Raw genomic sequence first — 12,514 nt, forward strand, 5'->3', positions numbered from 1 at the left:
ATAAAAGGAACGAACAGGATAAATCTACTTGAAAAACCGATTAAGATTTTGTTAAGATTCTATCTTATCCTTATTTTCAGCCATGCATATCTACCCTATATTCCTTTTTCCGGGCCATCAAAATTAACTGGAACGTAACAAGTCGGCAGGAATTTATACATAACTTTGCAACAAAAAATGACGGATAAACAATTATTGGAACGAATATCCCAAAAGGATGAGGAAGCTTTCAGGATGTTGTATGACCGTTACCGTAGATTATTTTTCGGATGGGTACTTTCACGGCTGAACGATGAGGATGCATCCTGCGATCTGACTCAGGAATTCTGGATAAGCGTATGGACGGCTCCTGAGAAGATACAGTGTGATGATACCGGGTCTGCCAAAAACTGGTTATTGCGCCATATTTCATTCGGTATCATGGATTACATTCGTATTCAATGTAAGCGTCTTGAAATCACAGATGAGATGTTGATTGAGCAAAAGATACGGGTTATGGCTTATACCCATGTACAGGAAGATATAAATTTTCTTGAGTTACAACAACTTATTGATGACATACTGCGCAACTTACCCCCTCTTATTCGAAAGGTATATGAACTACGTTGCGTCCGGAATTTCTCGGCAAAGGAAACGGCTAAAGTACTCGGTATTGCAGAAAGTACGGTTTATAACAATTTGTCATCTGCGCTTATCTGTCTCCGTAATGAACTCACCTTACAATACACTACTAACGATTCCGGTAAGTTGAAAATATTACTGCCGATATTACTGTTGTTGCTGAATTAAATCCGTTCAATAAAAGAAGCCATCTGCGATTACACGTCCAACTCTTACACAACAAGCGTCTTTACGAAAAAGAGGATAAGTAAACCGACCGTAACCAATTTGAGCACAAGCCCCGCAATATAACCGACAAAAGCACCCGTAGCCTGTTTCACAGCGTGTATGAATTGTGTTCCGGAAAGCAGTCCTCCAGCGAACGCACCGATAAACGGGCCGAAAATAATCCCCCAAGGCCCCAGGAAAAAACCAATCAGTAAGCCGATGGTAGCCCCCCATACCACCTGTTTATTGCCACCCAGTCTTTTTGTGCCCCATACCGGAAGCACATTATCAAGGATAGTGACCACTATCGTCAATACCCCCAGGATAATAATAGTTCTCCAGGAAATATCGTCCTGTGTGGAGGGGATGAACTTCAATACCAGCAAACCGCCCCAACTCAGGGGGACACCGGGAAGAATCGGGGCAATGGTACCAATAGCTCCCACGAGCACCAGCAAGCCTGCAAAGATGATCCAGATCGTATCTCCCATTTCTAATTGTGTGTATGTGATTCCTCTTCCGGATGATCATGTTCCAGATGATTGTGCTCCATCAGCACACGGTGAGGCAATGAGCCATGACCGAGTATTTCTATGGGACAAGATTCATAAGCATTCAGCAACCACTCCTGCGATATATCAGTGCCTGGATGGTAATGTAACCCCTGATTCACACAAGCAATATTCTTTACAAGTGAAATGATCGTGCCCACATCGTGCGAAACCAGTACAATAGCTATATCTTTATTGATATCGCCCAGCAATTTATAGAAATTGGTCTCGAAAAGCTTGTCCACATAGGTACTCGGTTCATCCAGGATAATCAGTTTCGGATTGTCGATAATCGCCCTCCCAAGCAATACCCGTTGCAGTTGCCCCCCTGAAAGTTCTCCGATCGCACGTTGCAACAGTTCTTCGATTCCAAGCCGTTGTGCGACCTCCTTGACTTTTTGCTTATCTGCATGAGAATAGCGCTTGAAAATATTCGTCCCGGGAGTCAGGCCTGACAGAATCACTTCCGATACGGAGATAGGAAATTTTTTATCAATCTGGTTGATTTGGGGCAGATAACCGATATTGAGTGAAACCGTTTTTTCATCTTTATTATAGAATGTAATGGAGCCCGATTGAGGTTTTATCAATCCCAGAATCGTCCTCAGAAGAGTAGTCTTCCCTCCTCCATTAGGTCCGATAATACCAAGGAAATCATCCTGATAGATGCTGAGATTAACATCCTGCAATACATTCGGCTTATTGTCATAGCCGACAGTAAGGTTTGTTATGTCGATCAGTTTATTCATTTTACTTCCCGGGCTAAAATAGTGGCAATCCTCAACAGTTCCTCATCCCACTCATACCTGAGCGGATCAATCTCGAATACCTGGGCACCGATTTCCTGGGCGACAACTGTCGTATTCTTCGTATCAAAACTACGCTCGATAAAAATAGTATTGATTTTTTCCTTACGGGCAACGTCTACAATTTCCTTGATCTGAGAGGGAGAAGGGCTCTTTCCCTCGAATTCGATACTAATCTGGTTCAGGCCGTAATCACGGGCAAAATAACCCAACGCCGGATGGTAAATAATAAATGATTTAGAGGAAACATCCTTCAACAAATCCCGGATCAGGCTGTCCGTCTTTTCTATCTTTGCCAATAATATATCATAATTCGCTCTATATGTCCCTGCATTATCAGGATCCAATTCCATCATTGTTTCCAACATATTGCGTGAGAAAATTTTTACTGCCCGGGGCGACGACCATACATGGGGGTCTATTCCACTGTGGGAATGCACATGTGCGGGATCATCCGCTTGAAGATCGTGATGATCGTGACCATCGCATGACCCATCGGCATGACTATGGTCGTGATCATGATCATGGTCGTGGCCTTCCATCCTCACGATACCTTCCGAACAATTTATAATAGTCACGTCCGGGTTATTTTTTGCGAGCCGCTTGCTCCAGACATTTTCGAAACCGAGATCACCTACCATAAAATAGACATTGCTCTTTGCCATATCGACCATTACAGACGGCGCCGGTTCATACGTCTCCGGGCTGGTTCCGGGCGGCACAAGCGTATTGATGGTAAACGCATCGCCCACAATCTGGTCGAGAAAATAACGTTGGGGTTCAATCGTTACCGTCAGTATCCGGGTCCCTTCCACATTGTTTTTCTTCGTACCGGAACCACAAGCCAGTGTCAATGCCGATAATAAGATGATATACAGATATTTTTGCATAAAATGGTTTTAGTAGACAAATGTAGTAATTTTTTTTCTGACGCTGCTCCATTGCAAATACTAAAATCAGTAGCCGGCAATGGATACAATAAACAAATAGTTTCTATTTTTGTTGTGATTTTGAATAATAACTACCTGCTTCATCCTGAATCGGGTCAGACTCAACGTACATCAGCGGAAACTGAATATATAAGCGCATAAGAAACATATGCAACATATTATAGAAATAACGGAAGACGGATCGCATACATTATATGTACCGGAATTGGATGAACATTATCATTCCACACACGGAGCCATTCAGGAGTCGCTCCATGTTTATCTGGAAGCAGGGTTACACCATTGCGGTAAATCGGAGATCAATCTATTGGAAATAGGTTTCGGCACGGGACTGAACGCGTTCCTTACCCTACTCGACATTGAAAAATCGGGAAAGAGAGTAAAATACACCTCTCTTGAACGATATCCGGTATCGTTTGTGGATGCACAGATGTTCAACTATGCCAAATTGCTGGATCCGGCGCAAGAAGAGAAGTTTATGCGGCTTCATTCCTGCCCTTGGGGAGATTGGGTGGGGATAACCCCCAATTTTCATCTAAAAAAGGACCAAATGGACGCAAGCAATCTGGATGATTTTCAACCGGAAGCGCCTTTCGACGTGATCTACTACGATGCCTTTGCCCCGGAAAAACAGCCCGCACTGTGGACACAAGAGATATTCAACCAGTTATACACCCTCAGCAATCAGGGAGCCGTACTTACCACCTACTGCGCCAAAGGAGCCGTAAGGAGGATGCTTCAATCCGCCGGCTTCCAAGTGGAACGCCTTCCCGGCCCTCCCGGAAAACGGGAAATACTACGGGCCGTGAAATAAAATTTGCCAATCCATGTAGAATTCATATATTTACACACATAAAAAGTAAGTCATGGATATAAAACCAACATCGGACAAGGATCTCCTCAATTCTCTTTCCAATGATGAAATGGATAATTTTAAAATTTTCCCTTTCGTCAAAAGTATTTTAAGCGGGAACAAGTATTCCGTCAAATATTGATGATCAAAAAGTGAGAGAAAAATACATTGATTTTTTAGACGAAAAATATCAATGAGATACAAAAACGGATATCCACAAAATAATAACTATCTTTGCAGCACAAATCAATAAGTAAGATCCAATGAGATAAAATAATTTCTTTCCATCTTTTAATGAGGTAAATCGCAAAAACGGTTTGCCGGGTTACTCATCTATTTAAAGAACGTTTTCGTTAAGCAGTACGAACAGAAGACAAGCTTGCTTGAATTATGTCGTTGCGAGAACCATTTCGATAAGCGAAGACAAAGGCAAAACTTGTTTTGACCATGTTGAGCGTAGAAATAGTGTAAATAATTTGAAAACGACTAACTTTAGTGAAAGAAATTATGCTTACAATTCAAAACCTATCCTATACACATCCCGATAAGACTCTATTATTCAGCAATATCAGTCTGACAGTCAATCCGAATGAGAAAATTGCGTTGATTGGCAATAACGGTTCCGGCAAAACCACATTGCTGAAAATCATCGCAGGGGAATTGCAACCCTCCGACGGAATATTGAAAACGGATGCCAAACCCTACTACATTCCCCAGATCTTCGGCCAATATGACCATCTCACAATTGCCGAAGCATTGCAAATAGACCATAAGTTGGATGCTTTGCACGAAATACTGAATGGAAATGTTTCTGAAAAGAGTTATGAATTGCTTGACGACGACTGGACAATCGAAGAACGTTGTACGGCTGCTTTGAACGAATGGCAGTTAAGCGGCTTGGACTTGTCACAAAAAATAGAGTCACTGAGCGGGGGACAGAAAACAAAGGTTTTCCTGGCAGGTATCTCCATCCATCAACCTGAACTGGTACTATTGGACGAGCCCAGCAACCATCTGGATATTCAGGGAAGACTATATTTGTATGATTTTATAGAAAATACAAAGTGCACCTTGCTCGTCGTAAGCCACGACCGGAAATTACTCAACCATTTGAACGTGGTCTGTGAGCTGACCAAGCCCGGAATAACCGTCTATGGTGGCAATTATGACTTTTACAAAGAACAAAAACAGATAAAGGCGAATGCTTTGACGCAAGACATCCAAAGTAAAGAAAAAGCATTGAAAAAAGCTAGAGAGAAAGAGCGTGAGACCATCGAACGCCGACAGAAATTGGACGCGCGTGCAAAGAAAAACCTGGCAAATGCGGGATTGCCCAAAATAGTAGCCAATACATTGAGGAACAACGCAGAAAGAAGTACTGCCAAAATCGAGAGCGCACACTCTGAGAAGACTGGAAATATTTCACAGGAATTGCAAGAGTTGCGTTCTTCCTTACCCGGGATCAACAAGATGAAATTTGGGTTCGACGATTCGGGGTTGCATCAGGGGAAAATCCTGTTTACTGCCACCGACATCAATTTCAGTTACGAAAACGGAAAATATGTCTGGAGTGAACCTTTGAACCTGCAGATCACGAGCGGCGAACGGATAGCCATTAAAGGATCCAACGGTTCGGGAAAGACAACGCTGATCAATATAATCCTCGGGAACCTCATACCCCAAACCGGAACTGCAATTGCCGCGGAAAACAAATCAATTTATATCGATCAGGATTATTCGCTGATAAATAACGAACTGACAATCTATGAACAGGCTGTCCGGTTTAATAGTTCCACTTTGCTCGAACATGAAATAAAAATCAGGCTGAACCGCTTTCTGTTCACGAAAGAAGATTGGAACAAACCTTGCACGACATTGAGTGGCGGAGAAAGGATGCGGTTAATGATATGCTGTTTAAACATAGCCGACAAATCGCCTGACATCATCGTTTTGGACGAGCCGACCAACAACCTCGACATCCAGAACATCGAGATACTGACCCAGGCAATCAACGAGTATCAAGGAACATTGCTGGTGATTTCCCACGATGAAATATTCCTGGAACAGATAAACATTGAAAGAGTAATCAGTGTTAATTAGAGATAAATCATAAGAAATAAATAGCGAATCGATAATTCAAAACAGTATGGTAATAAAAATCGACAATGATATCGAACTAAGACAGTTGGAGCAAACAGACGCAACTGATATTTTTGAAGCCATCGATATCCAACGGGAATATTTAGGAAAGTGGCTACCATTTGTAGCGTCCACCCAAGAAGTATCCGACACACAGAAATTTGTAGACTCAGTCGTCAATGCCCCGAAAGAGAGATTTGAGCTGCAATTTACCATCCGAAAGCAGGATCAATTCATTGGATTGATCGGTTTTAAGGATACCGACAAAGCCAACAAAAAGACAGAAATCGGATACTGGCTTTCAGAGAAATACCAGAAACAGGGAATTATCACCCAATCCGTCAAACAACTTTGCGATTTTGCCTTCAACGAGTTGGGCATACACAGGGTTCAGATAAAATGTGCCGTCGGCAACCAGCGCAGTATCAATGTTCCCAAAAGATTAGGATTCCGATTCGAGGGAATCGAACGGCACGGAGAGCTACTCACCGGAAATATTTTTACTGATTTGGAAATCTACAGCAAACTACAATCGGATAAATAACGATTTTAACATCCATACTACGCTCATTTGGATCGAAATCTTTATCTTTGCTTCATTGCCAAGTGGCATAAAGAATATAAATAAAACTTCCCAATTATGAATACATTTCCAGTAAAAGCATTCGGGACAGAAGCTCCCGAAGCCGACTTGAAGCAGATGAATATCGACCGTCGCGAAGTGACAAGAAAAGATGTGGAGATCGATATCCTATTTTGTGGCGTATGCCATTCCGACCTGCATACGGCAAGGAATGAGTGGCATGGAACCGTATATCCCAATGTGCCGGGACATGAAATTGTGGGACGGGTCACCAAAGTGGGTGACGGAGTGACTAAATTCAAGGTGGGTGACCTTGCCGCCGTGGGTTGTATGGTCGATAGCTGCCGGGAGTGTGAGCAGTGCAAACATGGGAACGAGCAGTATTGTGAAAACGGGAATACCATGACATACAACGGAGAGGACGTCTATCTTAACAAACAGACATTCGGCGGCTATTCGGAACGTATCGTGGTAAATGAAGATTTCGTGTTACATGTCCCCGAAAATCTGGATCTGGCGGCTACTGCTCCATTGCTTTGTGCGGGAGTAACCACCTGGTCTCCTTTGAAACACTGGAATATCGGACCCGAACACAGAATAGGAGTTGTCGGTATCGGTGGATTGGGACATATGGGTGTCAAGCTGGCCAAAGCGATGGGAGCTTATGTGGTGGTTATTACCACCTCGCCGTCGAAAGTAGATGACGCCAAACGGCTTGGGGCTGACGAAGTCATTCTCTCCACAGACAAAGAACAAATGAGAGCCAACTACAACTCGCTGCACTTCATATTGGACTGCGTTTCGGCGCAACACGACGTGAACGCCTATCTGCGTCTACTCAAAGTGGACGGTACCCTTGCATTGGTAGGGGCACCCGAACATCCTCTGCCAATCGCGGCTTTCAGTCTGATCCCCGCCCGGAAAAACTTTGCCGGATCAACCATCGGAAGCATCAGTGAGACTCAGGAAATGCTCGATTTCTGCGGCGAACATAATATCACTGCCGATATCGAACTGATCAACATACAGGATATCAACACCGCCTACGAACGGTTATTGAAAGGTGATGTGAAATATCGTTTCGTGATTGATATGAACTCTTTGAAGCATTGACCGGGAATTAAATCCGATTTGACAACTGATTTGCATCTGGGATTTATCGTAAACATATATCGATGAAAGGAATACAACGATGAGCTCACTTTTTATCAAAAACATGGTCTGCAACCGTTGTATCATGGTGGTGCGGCAGGAACTGGAGAAACTGGGGATGGACGTGAAAAGCGTCACGCTGGGCGAAGTAACACTCGGTAGAGAGCCTACATCCGAAGAAAGGATGCGGATAGAATCGGTTTTAGTCCCATTGGGATTTGAGGTGATTGATGACAAAAAAAGCAGGATCATCGAAAAGATTAAAACGATCATTATCGATCTTGTACATCATCATGACAACGAAACCAAAACAAACCTGTCGGAACTGTTGAGCAGTGAGTTGCATCACGATTACAACTATCTGTCCAACCTCTTTTCGGAAGTCGAAGGCATCACCATCGAGAAATATTTTATCGCCCAGAAGATTGAGAGAGTCAAGGAGTTGTTGGTTTACGATGAATTATCGTTGAGTGAGATCGCCTATCGACTCAACTATTCAAGCGTTGCCTACCTGAGCAATCAGTTCAAAAAAGTAACCGGACTCACACCGAGCCACTTCAAACAGATCAGAGAAGACAAAAGAAAACCGCTGGATAAGGTGTAAGGAGGTAAAAGAAACAAATAAGAACCGCAACAAATATCCGACATCTGTAAATATTACAAATCAAATCCATAAAACTACAATAGGATAACTCCATTTTATCGCCATCTTTGCATTGTCAACAAAAAAGTAAATCTTTTCGTTATAGCAGACAGCCCGATAGCCAACGTATTTGAGGCATGCCATAACGAAATGCTGATGAGAAAGCTATGGCAACAAACAATACAAAAACAATAAAGCAAACGCTTCCCGTACTGGGCATGTCTTGTGCATCCTGCGCCAGCAGTGCCCAAACTATTGTACAACATGAACCGGGAGTAGTGAATGCGTCCGTCAACTTCGGTACGGGCAACCTCACTGTTGAATACCAACCCGATATCACCGATATTTTAAAGCTGCAAAAAGCGGTGCAAGGTGTCGGTTATGACCTGTTGATCGAAGACGAGTCCACACAGCAGGAAACATTAGAAAATATCCATGCCGAGAAATTCCGGGAACTCAAAAAGAAAACCATCTGGGCAATCATACTGGCACTGCCGGTGGTCGTGATCGGCATGTTCTTTATGGATATGCCTTATGCCAATGAGATCATGTGGTTATTCGCCACTCCCGTGGTGTTCTGGCTGGGTAAGGATTTTTATGTCAACGCCTGGAATCAAGCTAAACACCGCTCTGCCAACATGGATACATTAGTCGCTTTGAGTACCGGCATCGCCTACCTCTTCAGCGTCTTCAACATGCTGTTTCCCGATTTCTGGCTCCAAAGGGGATTGCATGCCCACGTCTATTTCGAAGCAGCGGCGGTTATTATCGCCTTTATTCTGCTGGGGCGTCTGCTCGAGGAGAAAGCCAAAGGCAATACCTCCACGGCACTCAAAAAACTGATGGGGTTGCAACCCAAGACTGTGGTAATCATACGATCCAACGGAACAGAAGAGCAAGTCGCCATCGACAATGTAAATGTGAACGATATCATCCTCGTCAAGCCGGGAGAAAAAATAGCGGTGGACGGTATAGTGACTTCCGGTAATTCCTATGTGGATGAAAGCATGCTGAGCGGCGAACCCGTTCCCGTATTGAAAGAGAAAGACGAAAAAGTATTTGCCGGCACCATCAACCAGAAGGGAAGTTTCCGGTTCAAAGCGGTGAAAGTCGGCAAGGAAACGATGCTTGCCCAGATCATCAGGATGGTGCAGGATGCGCAGGGAAGCAAAGCCCCCGTCCAGAAACTGGTTGACAAGATTGCAGGGATCTTCGTTCCCGTGGTGATCGGCATTGCCATCGTCACGTTTATCCTTTGGGTGATTTTAGGTGGCGACAACGGTATCGTACATGGATTACTCGCCGCCGTCACGGTGTTGGTTATCGCCTGCCCCTGCGCATTGGGGTTGGCCACGCCTACCGCCATCATGGTCGGTGTGGGAAAAGCCGCCGAGAACGGCATTCTGATTAAAGATGCCGAGAGCCTCGAGCTGGCAAAGAAAGTGAATACCGTCGTACTGGATAAAACCGGCACCATCACCGAAGGAAGGCCGCAGGTGACCGATATCCGGTGGCTGAACAATGACGATTCCACCAAAGATATCCTGTTCAGCATCGAGAAACAATCGGAACATCCATTGGCCGAAGCGGTGGTAAAACATCTGGAAGGTACCGCCACCACTCTACTGTCCAAATTTGACAGCATCACCGGGAAAGGAGCCAAAGCCGATCATAACGAAGAAACCTATCTCACCGGCAACAAGAAACTACTGACGGAAAACAATATCACCATCGCCAACGAACTATTGCAGTATGCCGATGAATGGGGCAACCAGGCCAAGACCGTTATCTGGTTCGCCAATAGCCAACAGGCACTTTCAGTGATTGCCATTTCCGACAAAGTCAAGGAGACCTCGATAGAAGCCATCCGGCAGATGCAGGAAATGGGCATCGAGCTCTATATGCTGACCGGAGACAATGAAGCCACGGCAAAAGCCATTGCGCAACAGACGGGTATCCATCATTACAAGGCGGAAGTATTGCCGCAGGACAAGTCCGAGTTTATCACCGAGCTGCAACAGCAAGGCAAGATTGTAGCAATGGTAGGCGACGGCATCAACGACAGTACGGCACTTGCCACTTCAGATGTGAGTATCGCGATGGGGAAAGGAAGCGATATAGCGATGGATGTCGCCAAGATGACCATCATCTCATCCGACCTCACCAAAATACCACAGGCAATCCGGCTCTCCAGGCAAACCGTAGCGACCATCAAGCAAAACCTGTTCTGGGCGTTTATCTATAACACGATCGGCATCCCTATTGCAGCAGGCATCCTTTACCCCATCAACGGCTTCCTGTTGAATCCGATGATTGCGGGGGCGGCCATGGCACTGAGCAGCGTAAGCGTGGTAACCAATAGCCTGCGATTAAAATGGAAAAATATAGGCAAAACTGATTGATCATGCCAACCCATTATCTGTCACGTATCCTGATGATCTTGTCAGTAATCGTCAATTCAACTAATAGTGTATTATAAGCAACAATTAAAATAATGAACAATATGGAAACAAAAGAACTTCAATTCAAGACAACCATCAATTGTGGCGGATGTGTTTCGAGGGTAAAACCCGGACTGGATAATGCAGAAGGCATGCGCAGTTGGAATGTGGATATCGACAATCCCGATAAAATCCTGACCGTACAATCCGAAGGAATTACCGCAGATCAGGTAATCGCCATCGTCCAAAGCAAAGGATTTACGGCAGAGGTTTTGGGTTAATCGGAATTAGAGCGACTTAAGGTCATTGTTAAGCCAAACTCAGCTGGGTTAAACAGAATTAAGCGACCAGATTGAGAAACAAAGACAAAAAAATGGATAGCATCCTGCACCATTTACTTGACATTCTATTTTACAACCTTACCCTGGAAAAGTGAACAAAACGATTATATAGAAATATCGCATCTTCATATTCGTGATTTTTTTCTGCCATTTTATTTTGTAATCTAAAAATATTTTGTATATTTGCGATGCGTATGGGATGAGTCGCCAAGCGTCTCAATTATGGGAATAATTCCCTGAAACCATTCGCTTTTTTTATACCCAAAAGTCTATTCGCTATGGTATATTTCTGTTATATCGATGAGTCTGGAACGCCTGATATCCCGGGTAATACAAGCCATTATGTATTAGCAGGATTGTCTATCCCAATCTCACACTGGAAGAAATGTGAAAAAGCCATTGCCAAATTGAAGAAAAAATACAATTTATCTGATTGTGAAGTCCATACTGCTTGGTTGATCAGAAAATATATTGAACAGTCCAAAATAACAGACTTCGATTCTTTAAGTTATGCCCAAAGAAGAAGTGAAGTAGAAAAATTAAGAAAAGCAGAATTGCTAAAACTACAGAAAGGGAAAAACACTGCGCACTACAAGCAGACTAAAAAGAATTACAAACAAACGCAGGCCTATATTCACTTAACGTATACAGAGAGAAATAATTTTATCCGTGATTTAGCAGACACCATTGGTAGTTGGTCGTTTGCAAGAATATTTGGTGAAGCCGTCAATAAAATCCATTTTGACACCTCTAAAGCAAAAACCACCGTAGATGAACAGGCTTTGGAACAGTTAGTTTCAAGGTTTGAACAGTATATGAAGATTCTCAGCAAGACAAAGGATCAGGATATTTACGGCACATTGATTCACGACAATAATGAAACTGTTGCAAAGAAACATACCGAGCTAATGAAAAGATTTCATCTTGATGGCACGCTTTGGACAAGTATCGAGCACATCATAGAAACTCCCTTTTTTGTAAATTCCGAATTAACCAGTTTGGTACAAATAGCTGATTTATGCTCTTATGCTCTGAGACGTTACTTCGAAAACAACGAAACAGATTTGTTTGACAGGATCAAACCAAGATTTGATAGAAAAAGAGCAAGGATAGTTGGCTTCAGGCACTTTACCGATTCATCCTGCAAATGCGAGATATGCTCATAAACAGCACCTGTTTTACCCTATAGAGGTTATAGACAGAATTCCAAATCACTGTTTCGTTGCT

General features: G+C 43.5%; 12 protein-coding genes. 9 read left to right on the forward strand and 3 right to left on the reverse strand.

From position 1 onward, the window contains the following. Window positions 1-177: 177 nt before the first annotated feature. A complete protein-coding gene (locus ABV001_RS05155; protein WP_352421817.1) occupies window positions 178-789 on the forward strand; it encodes an RNA polymerase sigma factor in 612 nt (203 codons plus the stop codon). A 44-nt stretch (window positions 790-833) separates the two neighbouring features. Here the strand turns inward: ABV001_RS05155 and ABV001_RS05160 are convergent, their stop codons facing one another. Genes ABV001_RS05160 through ABV001_RS05170 form a run of 3 tightly spaced genes read right to left on the reverse strand, consistent with a single transcriptional unit; the run spans window position 834 to window position 3,075 of the window. Next, window positions 834-1,319, reverse strand: a complete 486-nt coding sequence (locus ABV001_RS05160; RefSeq protein WP_352421818.1) for a DUF456 domain-containing protein — start codon at window positions 1,317-1,319, stop codon at window positions 834-836. A 2-nt stretch (window positions 1,320-1,321) separates the two neighbouring features. After that, window positions 1,322-2,128, reverse strand: a complete 807-nt coding sequence (locus ABV001_RS05165) for a metal ABC transporter ATP-binding protein (protein WP_352421819.1) — start codon at window positions 2,126-2,128, stop codon at window positions 1,322-1,324. After that, window positions 2,125-3,075: a metal ABC transporter solute-binding protein, Zn/Mn family gene (locus tag ABV001_RS05170; RefSeq protein WP_352421820.1), complete on the reverse strand. Its 951-nt coding sequence runs from the start codon at window positions 3,073-3,075 to the stop codon at window positions 2,125-2,127. Before ABV001_RS05170 ends, ABV001_RS05165 begins: the two co-directional genes overlap by 4 nt. A gap of 208 nt (window positions 3,076-3,283) precedes the next feature. On the opposite strand from ABV001_RS05170, the gene mnmC2 reads away from it, so the two are divergent. The 8 genes from mnmC2 (at window position 3,284) to ABV001_RS05210 (ending at window position 12,453) form a co-directional block, all read left to right on the forward strand. Next, window positions 3,284-3,949: a tRNA (5-methylaminomethyl-2-thiouridine)(34)-methyltransferase MnmC2 gene (gene mnmC2, locus ABV001_RS05175; protein ID WP_352421821.1), complete on the forward strand. Its 666-nt coding sequence runs from the start codon at window positions 3,284-3,286 to the stop codon at window positions 3,947-3,949. A 546-nt stretch (window positions 3,950-4,495) separates the two neighbouring features. Further along, window positions 4,496-6,088: a ribosomal protection-like ABC-F family protein gene (gene abc-f / locus ABV001_RS05180; protein ID WP_502929852.1), complete on the forward strand. Its 1,593-nt coding sequence runs from the start codon at window positions 4,496-4,498 to the stop codon at window positions 6,086-6,088. Between the two features lie 46 nt (window positions 6,089-6,134). Continuing rightward, the gene (locus ABV001_RS05185) at window positions 6,135-6,671 is read left to right on the forward strand and encodes a GNAT family N-acetyltransferase (protein ID WP_352421822.1); all 537 of its coding nucleotides are present in this window, start codon (window positions 6,135-6,137) and stop codon (window positions 6,669-6,671) included. A 96-nt stretch (window positions 6,672-6,767) separates the two neighbouring features. Next, window positions 6,768-7,823, forward strand: a complete 1,056-nt coding sequence (locus ABV001_RS05190; RefSeq protein ID WP_352421823.1) for an NAD(P)-dependent alcohol dehydrogenase — start codon at window positions 6,768-6,770, stop codon at window positions 7,821-7,823. A gap of 79 nt (window positions 7,824-7,902) precedes the next feature. After that, complete coding sequence (locus ABV001_RS05195; protein WP_352421824.1) at window positions 7,903-8,466, forward strand: helix-turn-helix domain-containing protein; 564 nt, start codon at window positions 7,903-7,905, stop codon at window positions 8,464-8,466. A 206-nt stretch (window positions 8,467-8,672) separates the two neighbouring features. Next, a complete protein-coding gene (locus ABV001_RS05200) occupies window positions 8,673-10,907 on the forward strand; it encodes a heavy metal translocating P-type ATPase (protein WP_352421825.1) in 2,235 nt (744 codons plus the stop codon). A gap of 101 nt (window positions 10,908-11,008) precedes the next feature. Then, a complete protein-coding gene (locus ABV001_RS05205; RefSeq protein ID WP_352421826.1) occupies window positions 11,009-11,227 on the forward strand; it encodes a heavy-metal-associated domain-containing protein in 219 nt (72 codons plus the stop codon). Window positions 11,228-11,565: 338 nt separating this feature from the next. Beyond that, entirely contained in the window at window positions 11,566-12,453 is an 888-nt protein-coding gene (locus ABV001_RS05210) for a DUF3800 domain-containing protein (protein WP_352421827.1), read from the forward strand. The last annotated feature ends 61 nt before the right edge of the window (window positions 12,454-12,514 follow it).

The sequence above is a fragment of the Proteiniphilum sp. genome (assembly GCF_040307845.1).
Lineage (GTDB): Bacteria > Bacteroidota > Bacteroidia > Bacteroidales > Dysgonomonadaceae > Proteiniphilum.